The sequence below is a fragment of the Paenibacillus sp. WLX1005 genome (assembly GCF_046603685.1).
In the GTDB taxonomy this organism is placed as follows: Bacteria; Bacillota; Bacilli; order Paenibacillales; family Paenibacillaceae; genus Saccharibacillus.
The window spans coordinates 5148443-5171718 of record NZ_CP176756.1; the positions used below are offsets into that span (position 1 = coordinate 5148443).

The following is a 23276-nucleotide window of genomic DNA, read 5'->3' on the forward strand; positions in this document are numbered from 1 at the left end:
ACGCCCGCTCTTTTGCGCTGTCTATTGTTATTTTCCATAAATCGTTTTTATTTTGATAGCAACGGAATTGGATGCTGAATTGGATGGGTGTTCTACTCCGGTCATTGGATCAGCAGCGCCGCTTCGAGATTCGCTTGCATCCCCCTTCGGGATAATGAGACAATATCATGTGCAATGCTAATGAACGATGTATTGATGCATAGGATAAACGACCATTTCGACATAAGCTACATACAGAGGAGGACTGACCTTGCAACTTCACAAAGGCGACATCTTATTCCGTCAGGGCGAAGACGGTCCGCTATATCGAATCAACAGTGGATTGTTCAAAATCGTCCGGCTGCACGAGGACGGCAGTTTGTTTTTGTTCAATATTATCGTGCCCGGCGAGATGATTCCGCATCATTCGCTGATCAGTCCAACTAGCTATCACGGCACAGCTATTGCCCTGACCAACGCCGAAGTAGAAGTAGTTCATGCCGCCGATTGGTACTACCGACTAGAGCACGAGCCCGCTCTGTACCGCGAAGTAGCGACACTGATTCAGGACAAGCTGCGCATGATGCAGCAGCGTATCGACCAGCTCACTCGCACCACCCCGGCGGAAAAACTAGAGCAGCTTCAGCACTGGTTTGCCACTTATCTCAACGATATTAGCCTCACCGATATTCTCACTCAGGATGAGATCGGTCAATTGATCGGTCTACGCCGGGAAACAGTCAATCGTTTGCTACGCGCGCAGACTCGGCAGCAATAGAACTAGGCTGCATAGAAACCTAAATAGAAACAAATTCGGCTCGTAAGCATTACGGAATGGTACTCAACTCAGCTAAACCACTCCACATTTCATTTGAGCCAGACGCCTATTTTATAAAACCAGCCCTCACTTGCTCACGAAAAAAGTGGAACTCGAACACAAAAAAGCAGGCTTTCGGTTGAAAGCCTGCTTTTTCTTTACGGTTGGATTCACTATGGTTCGATTCAGCAAAACGTCTATATCGGAGTCTCTCACAATGTTGCGGAGACTCCGACTGCATACGCTGCCTCTCTCCCATCAGCTATCCAGTCCTGCGCTTAGCGCACTTCCATATGCAGATCGCCCGGCTTTGCCCAGCCGATCTTTTTCAATACGCCGTACAGCGCCAGTGTAATCATCGCTGGCAATACCATTCCGATCAGCACGTATACCGTAAATGCACCCGCACCCTGAATCGCCAAAATATTCAACGGCGCAATCAACGAGTTCAAGCCCAGACCTGCCAATTCGTAAGATGCTTGGAAATGGAACAGCAGCGTCGCAATCGGGGCGCAAATAATCGCGGAGATAAAGGTCGGAATGACCAAGCGCGGATTTTTGACCAAATTCGGGAATTGCACTTTCGGTGTGACCAGAAACTGAGCGATAAAGCCGCCCGCGTCATTTTGTCGTACCGACATCAGGGTAAAACCGACAAACTGCACAGTACAACCGATCAATGCCGCTGCACTGGATACCGGGTCTAATTTGAGAGCAATCGCAATCGCTGCCGACGATGCCGGAGACATGAGCAAAATACTCCACACGAGTGAAATCGCCATCGGTGCCAGCAGTGGATGACCTTGTACCGACGTCGTAATCGCCGCGCTGATCGTCGTCAGTAGCGGCGTCACCACTGCCGCTAATCCCGCACCGACCAGACCGCCGACAAAGACCGCACCTAGCGGAATCGCCATCATATCAAGTTTGGTGCGTCCGGTAATTCGTTTCCCTACGTATGTAGCTGCCGCAGCTGCCAGCACCGCGCTGATCGGCTGCCCGGTTACGAGCGTCATGCCGCCATCTGAATTTATATGCAGGGCTGCGCCGCCAATCGTACTTGCCGCCATTGCACTGAACAAGACTAGCGAGTTGCCGCCCAGCTGGTATGCAATGCCCGCGCCCAGTGCCGGTGCTAATAGCAACTTGGTTACGGTACCGATGGACACCAACGTATCCCAGCCCAAAAATTTGCCAAACGTTTCAAACAACAACCCGATCCCCAGCGTCACGAGAACCGCGTTTGCCATGCCTGCCGATGCCTTATACATGCGGCTGATGAGATACTCCTTCATTTTACCGTTTCCCCTTTGTGCCAGTTCTACATGATGCAATTCCTTCCATTCCGATCCAACGGTGACATCAAGGAAATACATTTGCGTTCTGTAATCCTACATCAGCGATTTAACGCTGTAAACTATCATTTTTCAGAAAATACAGCAAATACACAAAATTTTCGCAATTTCATGGATATTCACAATTTCGACCAGAAAACACAAAAAAGCCGTCCCCAAGATGGACGGCTGATCAGACTTGCATGCATCAAGCCTGCTTCATGTTGCATCTTCCGTTGGCAAGCCGGTTCCAGGTGCCCAAGTGTTTCACCTCGAATCGGCTTGTCTGACGGATATGCAATTAAACGCTCGCGCTAAACAGGCTTCCGATGCCCATTTGTGCAAAGCTACGTTCTCTGGCTTCTTGTTGCTCTTGCTCTTTCGCCTTTTTGGCTTCACTGTTTTGCATTTTTTTCATAGCATCCAGTGTTGCTTCTTCGGTCGATTTCGGCTCATCCGTTGCGCTCGTTTGCTCGGTGGATGTGCTGTCTGTTGTGCCGTCGGACGAGCTGCTGCTGGAACCAGAACTTGCTTTTGCCTGTGCGATCTGGCGTTCAATCTGTTGAATTTGCTGCTGAATCTGCTTGATCTGTTGCTCCGTATCCGAACTTGTTTTGTCTGTGCCGGATTGAAGCTTGGTCAATTGGGTTTGCAGCGTTGCTTTTTGTTTTTCCAGCGCGGCCGTGTTGCTGGAAGATTGGGTCGATGAATAGGCCGACGCTGTTGTTGACGAGGTGGATGAAATGTTCATGGGAAAACTCCTCTGCTCCGTAGAATAACCCTCGTCTTGTTCCAGAATTCCCACTTTATTTATCGGCAGAATATGGTTGTTTATGTATATGACGTTGGTTGAAAATCGGAAATTGGTGCAACAGTCGCTGCGGAAAGGAATAAGGGGACGTCCTCAGGTGGAGCCGCGGGAATCTTTGAATGGAGGAGAGAATGAAGATTCCCGCCCCTCCAAAATCGTCCTTTCCCCTTATTTCCTTTCCTCCGCTTTGTGCTGGAGCCAATATTCGATTTTAGCAGGGGAATTTGGCAGGGAGAGCATGGGAGTGGAGTGCATGCATGTGGAAATTTTTACTTTTTTGAGTGGAGTAGGAGGAGTAAGAGGTGGGGATCGTTAATGTTTTGGTTTTAAGTTGTGGGTGTAGGTTATTACGTAGGGTTTAGGAATGTATATTGAGTTGGGAGGGTGTTTGGGATGAGTGGATTTGTTGAGGGTTTGCGGGAGGTTTATTTTGAGGATGATGGGGTTATTCCGAATTCGGGATTACCTGTTTTGATGTATAGAGGGGTTTTGAAGGATCGATTGGGGGATGTAGAGGCGGTTTTTAATGGGAATAGATGGTTGAATAGTTGGGTCAATGGGGTGTTTGGGTATCATCATTATCACAGCAATTCGCATGAGGTGCTGGGAGTTGTGAGTGGCGAAGTGACGGTGCAGTTGGGTGGCGAGCAGGGGCAGGCGTTTACGCTGGTTGCTGGGGATGTGGTAGTGCTGCCAGCGGGAACGGGGCATAAGCGGTTGGAGGCTAGTGAGGATTTTCGGATTGTAGGGGCTTATCCGGGTGGGATTTCGTACAATACGCGTACTGGTGAGCCAGGGGAATATGAGCAGGCGTTGGGAGAGATTCCGCAGGTGCCTTTGCCGGATACCGACCCGGTGTTTGGAGTAGATGGACCGTTGGTTCGGTTGTGGCGTGGGGAGAATTGAGGGTACAATTCGTGGGAGTCGTTATGGTGTAAGGAACCGCTCAGCATGGATGAGCAGGAATCCTTATATAGTGTAGGTATAAAATAAAGACCCGATAGAGTTTGGACTCTGTCGGGTCTTTGGCGTTAGATCATGTGGAACCTTTTATTAAAACTTGAATTTGTCGACCATGCCGCTGAGGCGTTCGGCGCTTTCGTTGGTTTTCTCAACTTCGGTAGATACGTTGCCTGCTTTTTCGAGGATGGCTTGGGCGGCTTCGGCGATTTCTTCGGTGGCGTTGGCGGATTCGTTGTTGGACAGGGCGATTTCGTGGATCGCTTGTGCCAAGTTTTGTACGGATGCGCTCAATTGTTCACTTGTCGCGCTAAATTCGCTTACCATGCGGTCGATGTCGCTGGCATCTTGCATATAATAGTCGCTCGTCTTCTGCATCATATCGTAGTCGGCTGCGATCTCGGTAGTCAGCAGACCGATCAGGCGACCAGTGTATTGTTGCAGGTTGTTGACAGAATCAACCACTTCTTCGGTGATGCCTTGAATTTGACCGACGGTATCGCGTGATGCGTCGGCAAGCAGGCGGATTTCGTTCGCTACGACAGAGAAGCCTCTGCCCGCTTCACCAGCACGTGCAGCTTCGATGGAAGCGTTCAGTGCAAGCAGGTTGGTCTGCTTCGTAATTTGCAAAATGGATTCGCTCAATGTTTTGATCATTTCGACCGATTTGGATTGCTCCATCGCTTCTTCTAGTCCCGATTTGATCTCATTGTAAGCTGTACCTGTATTGGCAATAGACGTCGTCAACTTCTCTTTCAATTCGGTAGCACGCAGATTGATCGCGTTAGCGTTCTCTGCTCCTTCTTGTGCACCACGGGCAATCGTTTCAATCGCCGTCTCAAACTCACGGGTGGATGCACTGATCTCCTGCGTCGATGCGGCAGTTTCTTCCATGCCTGCGGACATATTTTGCGTCGTTGCCGATACATCCTGAATGCTAGTAGACATGTCGTTAAATACACTGTTCGTATGCGCGTTGACAGAGCGCAATTGCTCTACTTCGCCGGAGACAGCCGTAATCATCGCACGAGTCGATTGCTGCATCTGATTCATCGCTTGTAGCAGTTGACCCGTTTCGCCGTTCAGATGCTTGTATTTCTCCGGAATTTCGGTGGAATAGTCACCTGCGGACATACGTTTCAGACCGGAAGATGCCAGTTGTACCGGACGGATAATGCCGCGTACAAGCAGGAACATAATGGTCAGTGCTACGATCAAGCTGATCACAGTTACGAGAATCATCAGCACGATCATCTCGTGAACGCGTTCCATATAGATGCTAACCGGCTGCATGGTCACGACGGTCAAACCAAGATCGCCGTCTTTTTGGAATACAGCCATATAACGCATGCCATTGATCGTTACAAAGCCGTTGCCGCTAGTGTTGGATTGAACCTGCGCATACATGCCTTCGGTATCGACTTTGCTCAGATTCAGCTTCATGACTTGCGATTCGTCTGGAGAAGCAACGACATCGCCATTGGCATTCAATACGATCGTATTTAGCGTATCGCCATCGCCTTTACGGACAACATCCTGTAACAGGACGTTGACATTCAGCGGAGATGCGAATACGGTAGGTTGATTGTTGGTCGTGCCATTGGCTGCCGCAACGACATTTCCGATTACGATCACGGACGAGCCGGATACCGGAGATGTCATAATATCGCTAATGAATGGACCCGGATTTTGTTGTACTTTGGGATACCATGGGTCTTTTTCGGCTGTCGGTGTATAACCGACCGAACTGCCGCCGATCCCATCTACGTATAGCGCACCGTTATGCATGAAAAAGATATTCTCATACAAACCGCCGGAATCTTGCAATTTCTTCGTTATGTTCTCGCGAATGCGACTCAATTCTTCTGTATTCGGTGTACCCGTACGATCCAGATTGTTGAAGAAGTCTACGTTGTACGGATCGTTCACAACGGATTCTGCTGCATTTTGTTGGGATTTGATGATGATGTTTAGTTCTTTAACTTTTTCGCTAACAACACTGGATAGTGACTGCATGTTGGATTGCTCATACGATTCGGTCATCCGGTAACCGACGATCAGCATAACCACGATCATTGGAATCACGATACAGAGAGCCGAAATCCCCAGTATCCTCACGAAAAGACTGCCTGACCATTGCTTGAATGTACTCATAATATTGATGTTCTCCTTTGTATCTTCTATCTAAAATATGCTGTATACTTTCCGCCTATGCGTCGTCCGTCACAGAAACAATGAATATAGTCACTAGTATATGTTCAAGATTGTAACCTTGGTAGTGGTTCTTTAAGACTATATACCTGTTTATATCCTAAATAGCTTGCATTGAATCATTATTTTGATTTTAAGTAATTAAATTTTATAAAACATATTAATTTTCATGCTAAATAAGTCTATATATACATATATAATCCGTTGTCAGCTGAAGAGAACCTTAAAATTAGCTAAAATATATTATTTTTCGCGTTTTTTTGCGTCTGAACAGAAACCGCTGGGGAAACCAATCGTATACACACGGTAAGATTACCGAAGGAGGTTATTCATATGGGTCTGATCAAGAGTATTATCAAACAAGTCATGAATTCCAAATCTTCCAAAAAACATAGTCATCATTCCTATAGCAGCAGCGACCGCTACCGTCGTGGTGGTCACCACAACCAGTATAATCACAATCATTACAAGCGTCGTGGCAAAGGTAGCTCCTACAGCAGCAGTTAACGGATTGCATCCTTTGCTCAATAGACCGCATCACACACAACATGGCATGACAAAAAAGCAGCCTCTCCCTCATTTAAAGGAGAAGCTGCTTTTTTTATATAGTCTACTCTGTACTTCATACTCCGCAGCATGAATAGCTGTGCAGCATCGTGTCGATTGGCAACGTGCTTGTATGCTCCAACCAGCTGTGTATTACTACAACACTATTCTTCACGTATCCGCATTCAGTAAAGACAATGCCTGCCGCAGATCTGCCTGTACGTCTTCCAGCCGATCATACGGCGTATCCGCTTGAAGCAGCCGCCGAATCAACTGGTGAGTATAGGGATGAATGTCCAATTGCTGTTCCCAGCTGGCATTGTCCAGTAGTGGCTCTGATTCCGGTCTGCCTGTTCCATGACGATGTGTATTATCTTCCCCCTGCGCAACCGTTACCAATCGCTGCTCGTCAAAGCTGCTATACAACATATATAGTAGCAGATGACCCATCCCGTAAAAGTCGCTACGTACATGCAGCGAACGGCGAATCACCTTCTCCTGCTCATCTCCACTGACTAGCTCGTCCAACTGCTGCACAAGCGCCGGTGGCTCATCCTGATGCCATGTGAGCCCGAAGTCGATCAATTGAATCCGTCCTTTATCCCACAGCACATTGGACAGACTAATATCGCGATGCACCATCTGGCGCTCATGCATTTGCTGCACCAGTTGAGACAACTCCAGCATGAATTGCAGCGATTCCCGTTCTGTAAAAGAATGCTCCTGCTCAAATAGCAACTCGCCCATGTTATACCCGTTCATAAACGACATAACCAGACAACGCTGCTTACGATACACAAAATGATCCAGCAGTCGCGGCATCTGCGGATGATCCAGCGCCTGCATGGCGCGTAACTCGCGGTCATAGATCAGCTGCGCCCGATGATCGCCGCCGCGTAGAGGCTGGATCGTTTTCAGTACCACGTTCTTACCATTAGCAGATAGATCACGGCACATATAGGTGACGCCGTAGCTACCCATACCGAGCCGCCCTTCCACCTCATAACGCCCGTGAATGACCATACCCGGCATAAAATGTCGCTCCTGCAACCAGCGGGACAGATGCCCAACCATTCGCTGTAATGCTCTCAACGCTCAACCAGCCTTTCCCTTTTGCAACTCGTTTATTCCGGCAGCTTGCCCTTGTCCGTCTTCGTGCGGAATTTGCGATACAGCTTGCTGATGCTCTCCGGGGTCACGTCAATACCGCGCTCATACGCATACTTGACCGAATAACCTAGCGCTAGTGTGACCGATCCAGCGATACCAGCAGCGGCAACCGTCCCTGCGCCAGGGAACAGCTTCACCACCTGTGCAAACAACGTCCGTCCCAGATTCCCAACGATGGAAGCGATAACGATCTCCTTCGCCGCCTCGCGACTAAGTGGACGCTCATACAGCGTTGCCAATCGTGTAAGCAGCCCAATCTGGATCGCTGTCAGCGGAATAATGTCTGCACCCGGCAACGGAGCCGCGCCAATCGCTCCTGCGGAAGTAGCTGCGCCGATGATCCATTTGTTGGCGACCGATGATTTTTCTTTGATCGTGCGGGCGAAGACGATGTCCTTACTTTTTTTTTTGAGCAAATCGAGAATGGCGTAGCGTAACTTCTCGATATTCTCGCCCGTGCGTGACGATACCGGAATCACCTCGTAACGGTCGCCCGTTTCTTGCCGAATCCGGCGAACCAGTCGGTCGATCTCTTCGGCAGCGTCGATTTTGTTCAAGACGATCAGGATATCGCTGTTGATCTTCTCCAACGCTTCCAGCGACTTCTTCTCCGCTTCAGAAAAGACCGTGCCTGCGGCATTAAGGAAAAATAGCACCACATCCGTTTTGCGATAATATTCGCGCGTGCGCTCGGAATTGGCTGTATTCACATCGTTCAAGCCGGGCGTGTCGATCAGGATGATTTTGTCGCGATATGGATATTCCCGAATTTGAGTCGTCTCGCCCGGCTCCGCGCCGACACCAGCAACCTCGTCACCGATAATACGGTTAATGGTGGACGATTTGCCTGCATTCACATCACCGACCAGCGCGATCAACACCTGCTGCTCCATCTGGCGGTTAATCTCATCCATTTCCTGATCAAATGCTTGATCCGCCCGGCGTCCAATATCCGCCTTGAGCTGCTTGTCCTTGAGATTCACGATGACTCCTCCGTCCGTTAAATAACTGAATTGGCTATGATTGATGCAAGACGATATGATGCAGAACGATATAGTGTGTGAAGCAATGGATTATATGTCAGACCGATTTTCCTTACTCTCGCTCATTTACTCCCAGTTTTCCAATACCAGCTTACCAATCGTATTGCCAGATTCTAGCTGGGCATGGGCTTCGCGCAGATTCGCAGCGTTGATCGGTTCCAGTCGCTCCGATTCGGTACTGTGGAATATACCTTCATCTACCAGCGAAGCTACCTTTTGCAAAATACGCTGCTGCTCCTGCATATCCGCTGTTTCGTACTTGGCACGGGTGAACATGAACTCCCATGCAAATGAAGCACTTTTATCCTTGAGCAGCCCGAGATCGACCGGCTCTGCCGTCTCCACAATCGAGCAAATACGTCCCTGCGGCGCAATGACTTCCGCCATGCTCTGCCAGTGCTGATCCGTATGGTTCAGACAGAAAATATAATCCACTTCGCCGATGCCTAGCTCCTTCAGCTGTGGCAAGAACGCCTCGCGGTGACTGATCACATGCTCCGCACCGTGCGCCAGCGCCCATTCTTCCGTTTCCGAGCGTGATGCAGTGCCGATGACGGTTAAGCCCGCCTGACGCGCAATCTGGGTAGCAATGGAGCCAACACCACCGGCGGCGTTGATGATCAGAATGCTTTTACCTGCATTGTGCGCCGAATCTTCCGCTATACCAAGCCGATCATGAATGCCTTCCCATGCGGTAATTGCTGTTAAAGGCAATGCAGCTGCCGCGGCAAAATCCAGTCGCTTCGGCTTGTGCGCCGCAATCCGGTAATCGACCAGATGATACTGACTGTTGCCGCCCGGACGTGTCACACTACCGGCATAATACACTTCATCTCCCAGCTGAAATCCTTCCACTCCACTGCCTACCTGCTCTACGATACCAGCAACGTCCCAGCCGAGAATGCGCGGCTGTTCCTCTACTTTATCCTTAGGCGCACGTAGCTTCGTATCAACTGGATTCACCGAGATCGCCTTCACCTGTACAAGCAGATCATGGTCACCGGCAACCGGCTTGTCTATCTGCACATCCTGCAAGCTCTCTTCGTTCTCAATCGGCAAATACTGGGTGAGCCCTACCGCTTTCATTACAGTCATCATGGTATCCTCCTCTAATTTCCGTTCTATCTATGTGTAGCGGCATATACGCCACTGCATACTATCTAGTTCCATTGTAAAAGAATGGCTACCCGCCAAACAATACAGTACGTTGTATAATACCCTTTTTTACTATGGATGATGCCAACTTTTCCAAACCGATGCTTGGAATGGTGATACTGTTCTGACATTGTTCATTTTGCGATGCGGCTTATCTGTGATTCCACTGTTGCTGCGCAAGTCTGTGTTCCGCTGATCTCACATGCTACAATGCCAGTGTTTACAGGCGGTCTGACAACGACCACATTTCAAGGGACAGGAGTTGAAGCAGCCATGATCAAGTTATCTGTATTTACGGTATGTACGCCGGAGCTGACACCGGAGCAGCTCATCCAAGCAGCAGAAGCAGCAGGCATTCAAGGCATCGAATGGCGATATGCAGGTATTCCGCAAGAGGCTACCAAAGAAGCACCTTCCTTTTGGCGAAATAACCGCTGCTCCATCGATCCGCAAGGCGATGCGGCGATAGTAGATACCATTCGACAGCAAACAGACAAACATCGTATGCGTTCCATTGCACTCGTGCCATATGTAAAATGCGGCGATCTGGATGCGGCGGCACAGGCATTTGCTACTGCCAAACAGCTAGATGTGCAGATGATGCGAGTCGGGGTGCCATCCTACACTGGGGAGCGGCATATAGAGGATTTGCAAGAGGAAGCGGTGCGTTATCTGGATGCGATTCAAGATATGGCGCAGCAGTACGGCATCAAGGCGCTGGTAGAAACACATCACGGCACGATTGCCCCAAGCGCTTCGCTTGCATTGCGATTAGTAGAGCGCTTCAATCCGGCGCACATCGGCGTACTGTACGATCCGGGCAATCTCGTACACGAAGGGTATGAGCATCATCGCATGGGTCTGGAAATGCTGGGTCCGTATTTGGCGCATGTCCATGTCAAAAATGCCGCCTGGCAGCAGCAGAATGGACAATGGCAAAGTGACTGGGCGCCGCTAAACGAAGGCATCGTGCGCTGGGCGCCTATCGTACGACATTTGCAACAGCTTGGGTACGATGGCTATCTTGGTGTGGAGGATTTTAGCGGTCAATGGGCGGGTGAGACGATGTTGCGCCATTTTACCGATACATTTCTGGCGCTAATACGGCAGGATCACGAACAGGAGGCGTTATTATGATGCAACCATCTGTAAGAGTCGGCGTGATCGGCATTGGTAATATGGGTAGTACACATGCACGCACCTTGCTATCCGGTGCAATTCCAGGTGCAGAGTTGACAGCAGTATGCGATATTCGCGAAAGTATGCGCACATGGACACAAGAACATCTATCGGAACAGGTTACGTTCTGGAGCGACTCCATCCAGATGATGGAGTCTGGTACGGTGGATGCAGTCATTCTCGCCACTCCGCATGACGATCATGCGCGGCAGGCAGTGATTGCATTTCAACATGGATTGCATGTACTGGTGGAGAAGCCTGCCGGGGTGAGTACAGCACAGGTACGGGAAATGAACGAAGCGGCGGCGGCACATCCGCAAAGCGTATTCGCTATCATGTACAACCAGCGTACCAACCCGGTCTATGCCAAGCTGCGCGAGCTGATTCAGTCCGGTGAAGTAGGACAGATACGACGCATGAACTGGATCATTACGAACTGGTATCGTCCGCAAAGCTACTATAACTCTGGTGGCTGGCGTGCTACGTGGGGCGGCGAAGGTGGCGGTGTGCTGATCAATCAATGTCCGCATCAACTCGACCTGCTGCAATGGATGACCGGGCTGATGCCGGAGCGTATCCGTGCCTTTTGCCGATTCGGACATTATCGCGATATTGAGGTTGAGGACGATGTGACCGCCTATCTGGAATATGCTAATGGAGCGAGCGCCGTCTTCATTACGACAACTGGCGAAGCACCGGGCACGAATCGATTTGAAGTGACTGGCGAACGCGGGAAAATCGTCATCGAAGACGATCAATTGACGTTCTGGCGGCTGCGCGAGCCGGAACCACAATTCAATGCCCGCTACACTGGTAAATTTGGCAGCCCGGAATGCTGGCAATGCGATATTCCAATCAGCGAACAGGAAACTGGGCATCCCGGCATCATCCGTAATTGGATCGAAGCGATTATTACTGGCAGTTCTCTGTTGTCACCCGGCGTGGAAGGCATTAACGGATTAACGCTGTCCAATGCGATGCTGTTGTCTACATGGACGGACGATTGGGTGCAATTGCCGCTGGATGAGCAAGCCTTTGAGCAACAGCTGGAGCAGCGGCGTCAGCAATCGGTATATCAACCCGGACAGACCGTATTGGACGATAACGCTACACCTGCCGATCTAAGCGCAACATACAAATAACCGCTTAGGATATGCAATACGCAAGTTCATCAATAGCATTCCATACGGAAAGGAACGATCTGGATGAGCAAGGATGGCATGTTTTACGCACCGACTACCGACTATCATCATGAGCCGGTATGTGCACCCGGCGAATTCGTCTTCGCGGCGGTGGCGCTAGATCACGGACATATTCACGGCATGTGCGCGGAGCTAGTCAATGCAGGGGGGACGCTGAGATGGATCTACGATCCTGATCCACATCGCGCTCAATCGTTGCAAAACAAGCACCCGCAAGCGCGTATCGCCCCTTCGCTGGAAGCGGTGCTGCATGACGACGAGGTTCTGCTCGTAGCAGCGGCAGCGATCACCTCGGAACGCGGTCCGCTCGGTATGCGTGTGATGCAAGCAGGCAAAGATTATTTTACCGACAAAGCTCCGTTTACCACATTGGAGCAGCTAGTAGAGGCACGCATTGAAACGGCGCGCACCGGACGCAAATATATGGTCTATTACAGTGAGCGACTACATCAGGAGAGCGCGATCTACGCGCTTCAACTCATCCAGCAGCAAGCGATTGGCAAGGTGGTGCAGATTATGGGCACCGGACCACATCTGCTGGCAGCACAGCGACGACCGGACTGGTTTTTCCGACGGGAGCAATATGGAGGTATTCTGTGCGATATCGGCAGTCACCAGATTGAACAGTTTCTCACGTTCAGCTCGTCGCTGGATGCACAGATTAATTTCAGCCGGGTGGCTAATTTTCATCATCCGCAATATCCCGAATTGGAGGACTTTGGCGAAATCTCGCTGACCGGCAGCAGTGGCGCCTCCGGGTACATGCGTGTCGACTGGTTTACCCCGGATGGGCTAGGGACATGGGGCGACGGACGGATGACGATCCTCGGCACAGACGGCTATATCGAACTGCGCAAATATATCGACGTAGCGCGCGAGCCGGGGGGCAATCATGTGTATCTGGTGAACCATGAGGGTGAATATCATTTTGACGTATCAGGCAAGGTCGGCTATCCGTTCTTCGGTCAGCTGATCCGCGATGTGCTGGATCGTACCGATCACGCGATGACACAAGAGCATACGTTCAAAGCGGCGGAAATTTGCCTACTTGCCCAGCAGCGTGCTTGGAATCGTACCAATCCGATGCAAGGCTTTACCGATATCGAAGCCAATGGAACGATAACTCCACAATCTACGAACTAAAACCAATTGCAAATCCGGCAAAAGGTCTGTTCCTCCCCAGATGACATGCTACAATAGAGACAAATGTAATCGTTATCATTATGGAGGTGCAGCACTCATGCCGGATGCACTGCGGATGGAGCAGGCGGTCACTCTCGGCTATCGGGAAACGCGTGCGTTTGAACCGGTGGCAGCGGACGGATTTCATTCCCATCTGCATTATGAAATTTACTATTTTCACGAAGGTTTGTGCACGTATATTGTTGGGGAACGCATCTATCAGTTGCATCCGGGCGATGTGCTGCTGATGCACGGTCGCACCTTGCATCGTCCGCATCCACAGCCGGGGCATCCGTACGTGCGTTCTACGCTGCATTTTGACCCTGCGTTGCTGCATGAGTATGTACAGACGAGTTATGCTGACAAGCTGTTGTTGCCATTTGAACAATCTGGTGGCATTCGTTTGCAACTGACATTACAGGAGCGCAGCGATCTGGAAGTGCTGTTAGAGCAGCTCAGTCGGTTGTCACATGAGCCGCAGCAAGGTCAGATTCCACTGCCTTTTATGATGAAGTTATGCGATCTGCTGGCACTGCTTGCTGGATGCTGTGAGCGTCAGGAAAGCCCGGTTGTTCGCGAAGGCAAAGAGATGTACGCCCATCATATCGTCGACTATATCGAGCAGCATTATATGCACGATATGACGCTGGAGCAGATCGCCGACCATCTGCATCTGTCACGCTCGTACGCGTCCTCGCTGTTCAAGGAATGGACGGGCATAACGATTTTTAAATATTTGTACCATCGCCGGATCAATCAGGCAAAGCTACTGCTGCAATACCAACACGATCTACCCATCAGCGAAATCAGCCGTCGCTCCGGCTTCAAACAGCCCGCTCATTTTAGCCGCATGTTCCGTGAGGAAGTCGGTTGTTCACCGGAAAGTTATCGTTTGCGGGAGTAGCAGGATTGGCGGTCTCACTGAAGATGATGTAACTCCGATATTGCATAGAAAAAGAGTCGCGTAGACGTTATCCTCCGTCCACGCGACTCTTTTTCTATACTATAAACCATTCACATTCGCCGTGCTCGCTGTACAACTCCGCACTTCGTTCCTTCGTTCCTTCGTTCCTTCGTTCCTTCGTTCCTTCGTTCCTTCGTTCCTTCGTTCCTTCGTTCCTTCGTTCCTTCGTTCCTTCGTATCAATTGTACCGCCTGCTACCCTGCATTAATCCAACCTGCTTTTTGCAGCAAACGACGAATCATACTTGCCGCCTGAGCACGAGTCACATGACTTTGCGGCTCAAAGCGTCCTTGATTGCCCTGTACGATTGCGCTTTTCGCAGTAGCAGCAACTGCCTTTTTCGCCCAGTTGGATACTTGTTTGCGGTCGGAGAACCGATTCAACTGCTGCTGCACCTGACTGTCCGACAGCGTAGTTGATTGACCGGTATAGTCCATCGCATGGCTCATAATCATTGCCGCTTCCTCGCGCGTAATATATTGATTCGGACGGAAATTGCCGTCGTTGTATCCTTCGATCAGCCCGTGATTGATCGCTGTTCCTACTACACCAGCGTACCAGTCTGACGTATGCACATCTTTGGGCAAATGACTACTCTGCTCATCCGCCAAGCCCAGCGCACGCACCAGCATCGCTGCAAACTCCGCACGCGTCACTTCACGATCCGGTACAAAGTTACCGTCCTCACCGTTCACAATCAGCCGCGATGCCATATCATTAACATCGTCTTTGCTCCAACTGGATGCTACATCGGGAAACGTCTTGCTGCTCTGCACCAGCGCATACATGCCGTCTGGTACAAAGCCGTGAATAACTACGTCATTAGAACCGCTCGATGAACCTGCGCCGGATGTCGTTGTAGTAGAAGGATTCGCATTCTCTGTATTGGTGGACTGCCCTGCATTGTTGAGATTGCTTGTGGCAGCGGACTGACTTTTACCGTTGGACGCATTGGTAGTAGTACGATTCACTACAGTAGGCACCGCAATGATACGCTTCTGTACCGGATTCCAGCGAATAGCCGTCGTGATATTGACGTTAGAACTAGACGGATGCAGCGTAAGCTGTCTGCCCTTTGCAGGAACAGAAGTATTCGCATTACTATTGCTACCTGTACCTGTACCTGTACCTGTACCTGTACCTGTACCTGTACCTGTCGCAGCAAACAGCATATTGGGATCGATAGCAACCGGAGCTGCCGAACCACCTGTACCGGTTAGCGAAAATTGTACCGGCGTACCAATCGCTTTCATTCCTGCTTGCTGTTCTACCTGCTGCACTGCATTGGCTATATCCTCACTCACAGGCGCGATGCCAATATGAAGCGTAATATGTTGCAGAGAAGACGGGCTACCCGGTAATGACAGCAAAGCATTGCGGCTCATCCCTGATACCGGCAGCTCATAGTCGCCAAGCGGCGATTCCACTCGAATACCACCTTGTCCGTCATATAGCGCCTGCATTACATCCCCGTTCAGTACACAATCCACCGTCGTATAGCCTGATGGAATCACAATCGGCACTATCCGGTCAGATGAAGATGCCAACTGTTGCACAATGCTCTCCTTACGCGGCGTAACCGTCAGTTGACCGGGCGCAGACGATTGAGCGGTATACAGACCATTTCCATCTGGTAATGCTGTTGTACCGGAATTGACAGTACCGGAATTGACAGCATCCGAATTGGAGTTGGGAGTGTTTGAAATATTACTGGAATTGCTGTTGTTGCCGTCACTACTGTTTGCCGAAGATGTTCCTGTATTGCTGCCCGAAGTTGCATTGGTCGTATTGTTAGTCGTTGAACCTGTATTGGAAGTTGTCGACTCCGTTCCTGTTGTCGTATCTGTACCGATAGTCGCACCTTGCTGTGTACCATCCGCGCCAGCTCCATTGATGCTAATGTACGCCAAGCGAAACGCTGTCGACGGATCGTTATACAAACGTAAGGTCAGCCAGCCCTGTGCAGGTGTAAACGGCGTCTCCCCCTCTGCCGCATCATTCCAGACACCATTGCTGCCATCTGTGGAATTGAGACTATATTGCATGGAAGTCATCGTATATTCCAGAGCTGGGATCGCTGGGTCAAGCATAACGGATGCTAGTGACGGCGCCGTATTCACCGCCGGATTGTAAATGGTGTACTGCACCTGATACGATTGCGCCGATGCCGACGGCACAAGTAGCGAGAAAAGCATACATCCCGTCAGCAGCATTGCAAATAGTCGCAAGCCGAAAGGAAGCTTACGCACATCCCCTATACTACTATTCAAACTACCTCTGCTGGACATTGACGATTGGGATATCCGATTGTGGTCATTGTTCATATGAGTTCGCTCCTATTTCATCTCGCTTGTTCTACTTCTATATAACGGGTGCTGGATGCAGAATCATAATGCCTGTTGGCGACTTTTGCACGTATCCATCGATGCTGGTAATCTTCCACTCTCCGTCGGACTCTTTTTCCATTACATCATCAATGCAAAAGCAGACCGTCAAAGCGTCTGATGTAACCACGCTCTCCATCTATCTCATGATTCAAAGCTTTTTTACGATCAGTGTTCGGCTGTCTCTTTATTTCCGTGTGTTTGCACATGCTGGAATGGGTATGTACATAACAGTACGTTTATTTCGCTGAATATCCTGATCAATACAATGAATCTGCAATTCTATGCAATATACACATCACGCAATCGAGGAGGATTTCACATGAAAGCAGTTATTATTGAACAATATGGTGACGAGAATCAACTCAAGCTGGCAGACGTACCCGATCCGAAACCGGGTTCCAAGCAGGTTGTCGTGAAGTTAAAAGCTACTTCCATCAACCCGATTGATTGGAAGCTACGCGAAGGGCACCTCAAACAAATGATGGATTGGGAGTTCCCGATCATTCTCGGCTGGGATGCCGCTGGTGTAATCACCGAGGTTGGCGATGACGTCACCGAATGGAAGATTGGTGATCATGTCTTCGCCCGTCCAGATACGACTCGTTTTGGCACATATGCTGAATATGTCGCGGTCGATGACAATCTGCTCGCTCCGTTGCCACCGGGTATCAGCTTTGCCGAAGCGGCTTCGATTCCACTAGCTGGATTGACTGCATGGCAGGCTCTATTTGATCACGGTCAGCTCAAGGAAGGCGAAAAGGTACTGATTCATGCCGGAGCAGGCGGAGTCGGCACACTGGCGATCCAGCTTGCCAAGCACGCAGGCGCGCACGTTATCACGACCGCCAGTGCCAAAAATGCGGAATTTTTGAAATCGCTTGGCGCGGATGAAGTGATTGACTACAAATCCACGAACTTTGCTGAACAATTGTCCGATATCGATCTTGTGTTTGACACGATGGGTGGGCAGATTCAAAAGGACAGCTTCAAGGTGCTCAAAGAAGGCAGCGGTCGCTTGATCTCCATTTTGGATCAGCCGGACGAGGAACTTGCCAAGCAGCACAATGTAACTGCCAAAGCGATCTGGCTGCAACCGGATGGCAAGCAGTTAGAGGAGTTTGGTAAACTGCTGGAACAACGCAAAGTGAATGCTATCGTCGGCACCGAGCTGCCGTTTTCTGAGGAAGGTCTGCGCGAAGCTCACCGTCTTAGTGCAACGCATCATGCCAAAGGTAAAATTGTGATCACCTTTGAAGATGAGGTACAGTAAGGACATTTGCCTGTCATAACGGGAGTCAATGATCCCAACAAATGATAATAGAGATACAAACGCAGGATTGGACGTTCCGGAACGATGATAAACATTGCAAAACAGTAATCTGCATACCACCTGCGTTTACAAACTTGACGATTTTGCCCGCAGCCGATGCAGTATAATGGCTGTAACAAATCCATGTTTTATTAAGGAAGGTGCAGTATGATGTGGCTTATTAATCCGGCGACCGTATTTCCTGATCCACTGTTTCGTATCGTCTGGCTGCTGGAACTCGCCGTGCTGCTGGTGCTGATCATTGCCGCCATGCGGCTGACGCGCCGAGCATGGATCAGCGCTGCTATATTATTTGTTATTGGACTCGGCTCTACTTTGCCGGGCTGGATCTATCAGATGATTCATCCCGATTATATTGGAGCTTTGATTGATATTCCGTTATTGTTGATGTTCCCGCTCATGGCGGTCAGTCTAGTATGGGCGATTGTTGCATGGGTATTTCGCTGGTGGAGCAATCGGCAGGATGGCGAACGCAAAGTGAAACCCGCGTCGCAACCCTGATCGACGCTCATCCGATTCAGCGGACTGACGGATGACTGCATATGAAACATTGTAAATACCAAGAGCAGTCATCTCGGATGTAGCAGGACGCATGTCATCTACGAATGGGGTATCCAGACGTAGATTGTACTAGACATACAGAAACGAAATGATATGAAAAACCGCCCCGGCGCAGGTGTATGATCACCAGTCGCCGGGGCGGTTTGTTGTTGAAGTATCCATATTATGAATATCGATTGTGCCTATCGCATGGATAGCAGCTATATATTCATCGCCTGCTTCATAGTACAGGTGCTTTAGACGAGCATATACTGCACCGTGGAAATGGCGATTATTATGATCTACGTGACAATTGTTATGCTTGCTCGTTCAGCAGTTGACGGATTGCATCGACGGTCGGAGTGAGCGGACGACCGAGTAATGTTTCAAAATCGCTTTGCTCCACGGCAAGCTCGCCTTCACGAATATCGTGCTGAATGCTAACCAGCATCGGGATCAGGAAGTCCGGCAGACCAGCACCTTTCATAATCTCTGCATACGTAGCATCATCCACATGCTGTACCGGAATGTCTTTGCCCAGTGCTTCGCCCGCAGCTGCTGCCAGCTCATCCTGTGTTAACAGCGGACCAGACAGCTCGTAAATGGTGTTGTCATGACCTTCACCCGTCAGCACGACTGCTGCCGCCGCAGCGTAATCGTCGCGTGTTGCCCAGCCTGATTTGCCGGAACCAGCGGAAGTTACCCATGGTGCGCCCGCAGCTGCGGCTTGAATGCTGGACAGTTCATTTTCCAAATACCAGTTGTTGCGCAGGAACGAATACGGAATGCCCGTTGCTGCAATTGCTTCTTCGGTTGCTTTGTGTACTGGTGCGAGGAACAATTGGCTATCTGCCGCATTGCCGACGCTAGTGTAAGCGATAAAGCCGACATTAGCACGCGCTGCCGCTGCTACCGCATCATTATGCTGACGAATGCGTGTCTCGTTATCGCCATCTGCCGAGATAATCAGCAGACGATCCACATTAGCGAATGCCGCTTCCAGTGTCTCTGGCTTGTCAAAATCACCGTGACGCACGTCGATGCCTTGTTCACGCAGATGTACTGCTTTCTCCGGGTTGCGTACGCTGACTGCCAACTCGCTGGCAGGTACTTTTTTGAGCAATTCATTTACCACTTTAGAGCCAAGATGTCCGGTTGCGCCTGTAATTAATATTGTCATATTCATATCCTCCTATAGTGTGAAAATGTAGGTATCGTAATTGCCGTTATAACCTAAGTGGTTACAACGAATGTATAAAATAAAAGCCTGTGTAGAGGCTCTCATTTCTGTCTGTTCCTGCTGTCTGAATATCCAAGATGATAAAAGATCGTGCGGGCTGCATCAAGATTGGTCTGCTCGTCATCTGCTTGATCGTATCTGGATCTGCTTGTGCTCGCAGCCATACGTTATATGGTTACGAATTGATTGCTAAGCTGTGCCAGCGTCGTGCGGGCAAGCCGTTGCTCCATCGCCGTCTGCGCTTCACGTAATTCTTCCTGAAGCACCTGCTCAATATTGCGTCCGACAGGACAAGCGATGCTAGAATGATCGTGAATGCCGAACAGTTTATTTTCCTCCGTTACATGGACGGCGCGGTAAATGTCGAGTAAGGTGATCTGCTCTGGCTGGTGCAGCAAATACGCTCCGCCGATACCAGCGCGCACCTCGATCAGCCCTGCCTTTTTCAACATGCCCATAATCCGGCGAATGACGACCGGGTTCGTATTGACACTTGCAGCGATAAAGTCGCCTGTGCATTCCAGCGGACACAGATGGATCAAGGACAGCGTGTGTACCGCCATTGAGAAGCGTGTACTGATTTGTTTCATTTTGTATCACCACCGTTGTAACCAGTATAGTTACACTAATTGCAAAAGTCAACAGCTTTGCAGAGACTACTTTTGATCAATGTTACGTTTGCTAAACGGAATGAAGGATGTCATTATATTACCGGAGTTATCGGATGAATCATAAATGATCATCTGCTACTACAAAGTGCAATCAACAGAAAAACAGTTTGCTGTCCATCGTCAGCAAACTGTTCCTTATGATCGATATGTCATTCATCTGTACGTCATTCATGTTAGATAGCGAGTGCCTGCTCCAATTGTTCCGATATTCCTGTCCGCCGATCAACACTACTATTCCATCTCTCACAGCGATGCCGCAGAGTCCAGTTCCTGAGCGTCATGCTGCAATTTCTCCGCAGTTGTACGAATGATCAGCATCAAGGCACGCGTCATCAGATCCATCGGCAGCGACGGCAAGGTCGGCTTGTGTAGCGCCATCTGGGTAGAAGCTGGGAAATGAACGAATCCAGCACGTACGCCCAGGTGTCGCTGCTGCAAATAATCCAGCACGCCATACATCGTATTGTTGCAAATAAACGTACCCGCCGTATTGGATACCGCAGCCGGAATTCCATTTTCCAGCAAACGGCACGTCATCTCGCGGATCGGCAAGGTGGAGAAAATACCATCCGGCCCATCCTCACGAATCGGCACATCCTGCGGCCTCGCATTCAGATTATCAGCATACTCTGCGCCCGGCTCAACATGTTTCACATTGACAGCGATTCGCTCCAGACTCACTGCGGTACGTCCAGCAGCCAGCCCACACATAATAATCGCATCCGGCTGAAAATCTTCGGCTTCGCGAATGAGTAACTCCACGCATTCATCATAATGTACCGGTAACAGCAGTGTCCGCAGTTCTACCTGAATATCCGCAAACGAATGGTCCTCGACCGCCTCAAGCAAGTACTCCGTCGGGTTGATATGATGCCCGCCAAACGGCTCAAATCCGGATACCAGTATTCTCATTGTCTCTACCTCCAGTTGGATGAATACAACGTTTGAAACCACATTCCCCATTTTGAATCAACATCATGCAAATAAAAAAACGAATATTGTAAAGGAATATACTTTACCTTTATAAATATATTACCTCTGCTTTACAATTCGGGATCGTGAGCAAGTATTCCTGTCAACGGCTAACAAATTTTTCAAATGCCGTTTGGAGCAATCGCGGTTCGGTTTATGAAGATTGGACAGATATTCAAGATGGATTTGACATTCTTCGCTGGGACGTTATAATTAAATTATGTTTTATCAAATATAATTTTGCATAATGAAAGTGAGGAGATTTTTGTAATGTCTGTACATGACTATTCTGCCCTGACAATCGACAAACAGGAGAAATCATTATCCGACTATAAAGGGAAAACACTGTTGATTGTGAATACCGCGAGCGGCTGCGGCCTGACTCCTCAGTATGAAGGACTGCAAAAACTTTACGATACGTATCAAGATTCCGGCTTTGAAATACTGGGCTTCCCTTGCAACCAGTTCAAAGGACAGGAACCGGGCACCGAAGCCGAGATCAAGGACTTCTGCCAAGTGAACTACAATGTAAGCTTCCCACTGTTTGCCAAAGTCGACGTCAAAGGTGACGACGCTCACCCGCTGTACCGCCATCTCGTTGATGCAGCACCAGAGCCATCTCGTACCGGCGACATCGAATGGAACTTTGCCAAGTTTCTCGTTGACCGTGACGGCAAAGTTGTCAAACAATACCCTTCCCGCCTCGAACCTTCGGAGATCGAAGCCGATCTGCAAAAAGTACTGGCTGGCGAAGCGGTTTCCTGACGATAGTTTCCATATTCAGGATAAATATAATAAGGATGCATATGCTTTACTACTTCACGATACCAACTACAATTCAGGAGGATGATGAACAATGGCACTGACATTCACAGATATGGTAACGCAAGCAAGAAACAACGTACCGGGCGTAACTTCCCAGCAAGCACGCGAGAAAATCAACGCAAACCCGGATACATTCGTGATTGACGTACAGGATGCCAAAGACGCTGGCGCATGTGGACTCATTCCAAGCAGCACGAACATCTCCCTTGGCATGCTGCCAATCCGCGCCGATCTCGGTCTGCCGGAAGAACTGCGCGACGAGCGTCTGAGCGATCGCAATCGCCCAATCCTCGTTACTTGTGGTGCTGGCGGTCAAGCAGCTCTGGGCGCATACGCGCTGAAGCTGATGGGCTTCACTGATGTAGCATACATCGATGGCGGCACAGCAGCATGGAAACAAGCTGGCTTTGACGTGGAAGAAGCGTAAGTAGCCCCCTCTACTTACGCTAATACGCAAGACTGCATGACCTTACCGTGATTACCCCCTTTATACCCCAAAGCGTGATCATAGGATTGCCCTCGGAATCAGTTTCCGGGGGCTTTTTGGTATGTATTGTGCTTCTTACTGTCAGTAGAGTATGCGCTCAGCATGTGCCTCTTTTTACGATCTGCTTCGATGTAAGCCTTTTTATAAAATATTATATTTTTATTTTCTCAAATTAGTTGTTATCCGCATTATATGTAGCAACAAATATGTTTAGCTCCGATAACTAAATGGGTAATGTTCTTCACAGCCGCGTGCCGCTGCGACAGATGTG

Annotated in this window: 21 protein-coding genes; 11 read left to right on the forward strand and 10 right to left on the reverse strand. The window is 49.6% G+C overall.

Annotated elements, in window-relative coordinates:
* Positions 1 to 250: 250 nt before the first annotated feature.
* Complete coding sequence (locus ACE3MZ_RS22030) at positions 251 to 757, forward strand: Crp/Fnr family transcriptional regulator (protein ID WP_411344223.1); 507 nt, start codon at positions 251 to 253, stop codon at positions 755 to 757.
* 317 nt (positions 758 to 1074) lie between these two features.
* On the opposite strand, the gene ACE3MZ_RS22035 is transcribed toward ACE3MZ_RS22030, so the two are convergent.
* The gene (locus ACE3MZ_RS22035; protein WP_411344224.1) at positions 1075 to 2091 is read right to left on the reverse strand and encodes a PTS transporter subunit IIC; all 1017 of its coding nucleotides are present in this window, start codon (positions 2089 to 2091) and stop codon (positions 1075 to 1077) included.
* A 340-nt stretch (positions 2092 to 2431) separates the two neighbouring features.
* On the reverse strand, positions 2432 to 2881 hold the full coding sequence (locus ACE3MZ_RS22040; RefSeq protein WP_411344225.1) for a FlxA-like family protein: 450 nt from the start codon (positions 2879 to 2881) through the stop codon (positions 2432 to 2434).
* A gap of 453 nt (positions 2882 to 3334) precedes the next feature.
* On the opposite strand from ACE3MZ_RS22040, the gene ACE3MZ_RS22045 reads away from it, so the two are divergent.
* On the forward strand, positions 3335 to 3847 hold the full coding sequence (locus tag ACE3MZ_RS22045) for a cupin domain-containing protein (RefSeq protein ID WP_411344226.1): 513 nt from the start codon (positions 3335 to 3337) through the stop codon (positions 3845 to 3847).
* A 147-nt stretch (positions 3848 to 3994) separates the two neighbouring features.
* Here the strand turns inward: ACE3MZ_RS22045 and ACE3MZ_RS22050 are convergent, their stop codons facing one another.
* The gene (locus ACE3MZ_RS22050) at positions 3995 to 6055 is read right to left on the reverse strand and encodes a methyl-accepting chemotaxis protein (RefSeq protein ID WP_411344227.1); all 2061 of its coding nucleotides are present in this window, start codon (positions 6053 to 6055) and stop codon (positions 3995 to 3997) included.
* Between the two features lie 390 nt (positions 6056 to 6445).
* Here ACE3MZ_RS22050 and ACE3MZ_RS22055 point away from each other — a divergent pair, with 390 nt between their 5' ends.
* Entirely contained in the window at positions 6446 to 6619 is a 174-nt protein-coding gene (locus ACE3MZ_RS22055; protein WP_411344228.1) for a hypothetical protein, read from the forward strand.
* A 210-nt stretch (positions 6620 to 6829) separates the two neighbouring features.
* Here the strand turns inward: ACE3MZ_RS22055 and ACE3MZ_RS22060 are convergent, their stop codons facing one another.
* The 3 genes from ACE3MZ_RS22060 to ACE3MZ_RS22070 all read right to left on the reverse strand — a co-directional run bounded on the left by ACE3MZ_RS22060 (position 6830) and on the right by ACE3MZ_RS22070 (position 9966).
* Positions 6830 to 7750 carry a serine/threonine protein kinase gene (locus ACE3MZ_RS22060; protein WP_411344229.1) on the reverse strand — a complete coding sequence of 307 codons (921 nt, stop codon included), beginning with the start codon at positions 7748 to 7750 and terminating at the stop codon, positions 6830 to 6832.
* Positions 7751 to 7782: 32 nt separating this feature from the next.
* Positions 7783 to 8811, reverse strand: coding sequence for a GTPase (locus tag ACE3MZ_RS22065; RefSeq protein WP_411344230.1), 1029 nt, complete (start codon positions 8809 to 8811; stop codon positions 7783 to 7785).
* Between the two features lie 126 nt (positions 8812 to 8937).
* The gene (locus ACE3MZ_RS22070; RefSeq protein WP_411346886.1) at positions 8938 to 9966 is read right to left on the reverse strand and encodes a zinc-binding alcohol dehydrogenase family protein; all 1029 of its coding nucleotides are present in this window, start codon (positions 9964 to 9966) and stop codon (positions 8938 to 8940) included.
* A gap of 333 nt (positions 9967 to 10299) precedes the next feature.
* Between ACE3MZ_RS22070 and ACE3MZ_RS22075 the strand changes: the two genes are divergently transcribed.
* The 4 genes from ACE3MZ_RS22075 (at position 10300) to ACE3MZ_RS22090 (ending at position 14493) form a co-directional block, all read left to right on the forward strand.
* Positions 10300 to 11163: a sugar phosphate isomerase/epimerase family protein gene (locus tag ACE3MZ_RS22075; RefSeq protein ID WP_411344231.1), complete on the forward strand. Its 864-nt coding sequence runs from the start codon at positions 10300 to 10302 to the stop codon at positions 11161 to 11163.
* A complete protein-coding gene (locus tag ACE3MZ_RS22080) occupies positions 11163 to 12347 on the forward strand; it encodes a Gfo/Idh/MocA family protein (RefSeq protein WP_411346887.1) in 1185 nt (394 codons plus the stop codon). The genes ACE3MZ_RS22075 and ACE3MZ_RS22080 overlap by 1 nt, the downstream gene beginning before the upstream one ends.
* Positions 12348 to 12410: 63 nt before the next feature.
* A complete protein-coding gene (locus ACE3MZ_RS22085; protein ID WP_411344232.1) occupies positions 12411 to 13550 on the forward strand; it encodes a Gfo/Idh/MocA family protein in 1140 nt (379 codons plus the stop codon).
* 97 nt (positions 13551 to 13647) lie between these two features.
* Positions 13648 to 14493, forward strand: a complete 846-nt coding sequence (locus tag ACE3MZ_RS22090) for an AraC family transcriptional regulator (protein WP_411344233.1) — start codon at positions 13648 to 13650, stop codon at positions 14491 to 14493.
* A gap of 254 nt (positions 14494 to 14747) precedes the next feature.
* Here the strand turns inward: ACE3MZ_RS22090 and ACE3MZ_RS22095 are convergent, their stop codons facing one another.
* The gene (locus ACE3MZ_RS22095; RefSeq protein WP_411344234.1) at positions 14748 to 16877 is read right to left on the reverse strand and encodes an S-layer homology domain-containing protein; all 2130 of its coding nucleotides are present in this window, start codon (positions 16875 to 16877) and stop codon (positions 14748 to 14750) included.
* A gap of 382 nt (positions 16878 to 17259) precedes the next feature.
* Here ACE3MZ_RS22095 and ACE3MZ_RS22100 point away from each other — a divergent pair, with 382 nt between their 5' ends.
* Both ACE3MZ_RS22100 and ACE3MZ_RS22105 read left to right on the forward strand, forming a co-directional pair.
* On the forward strand, positions 17260 to 18210 hold the full coding sequence (locus ACE3MZ_RS22100; protein WP_411344235.1) for an NADP-dependent oxidoreductase: 951 nt from the start codon (positions 17260 to 17262) through the stop codon (positions 18208 to 18210).
* Positions 18211 to 18417: 207 nt separating this feature from the next.
* Entirely contained in the window at positions 18418 to 18771 is a 354-nt protein-coding gene (locus tag ACE3MZ_RS22105) for a hypothetical protein (RefSeq protein WP_411344236.1), read from the forward strand.
* A gap of 355 nt (positions 18772 to 19126) precedes the next feature.
* Here the strand turns inward: ACE3MZ_RS22105 and ACE3MZ_RS22110 are convergent, their stop codons facing one another.
* The 3 genes from ACE3MZ_RS22110 to ACE3MZ_RS22120 form a co-directional block, all read right to left on the reverse strand.
* Complete coding sequence (locus ACE3MZ_RS22110; protein WP_411344237.1) at positions 19127 to 19990, reverse strand: SDR family oxidoreductase; 864 nt, start codon at positions 19988 to 19990, stop codon at positions 19127 to 19129.
* 227 nt (positions 19991 to 20217) lie between these two features.
* Positions 20218 to 20640 (reverse strand): Rrf2 family transcriptional regulator, encoded by a 423-nt coding sequence (locus tag ACE3MZ_RS22115; protein WP_411344238.1) that lies wholly within the window; start codon positions 20638 to 20640, stop codon positions 20218 to 20220.
* Between the two features lie 324 nt (positions 20641 to 20964).
* Positions 20965 to 21633 (reverse strand): pyroglutamyl-peptidase I, encoded by a 669-nt coding sequence (locus ACE3MZ_RS22120; protein WP_411344239.1) that lies wholly within the window; start codon positions 21631 to 21633, stop codon positions 20965 to 20967.
* A 330-nt stretch (positions 21634 to 21963) separates the two neighbouring features.
* Between ACE3MZ_RS22120 and ACE3MZ_RS22125 the strand changes: the two genes are divergently transcribed.
* Both ACE3MZ_RS22125 and ACE3MZ_RS22130 read left to right on the forward strand, forming a co-directional pair.
* Positions 21964 to 22458 (forward strand): glutathione peroxidase, encoded by a 495-nt coding sequence (locus tag ACE3MZ_RS22125; RefSeq protein ID WP_411344240.1) that lies wholly within the window; start codon positions 21964 to 21966, stop codon positions 22456 to 22458.
* A gap of 91 nt (positions 22459 to 22549) precedes the next feature.
* Positions 22550 to 22945 (forward strand): rhodanese-like domain-containing protein, encoded by a 396-nt coding sequence (locus ACE3MZ_RS22130; protein ID WP_411344241.1) that lies wholly within the window; start codon positions 22550 to 22552, stop codon positions 22943 to 22945.
* The last annotated feature ends 331 nt before the right edge of the window (positions 22946 to 23276 follow it).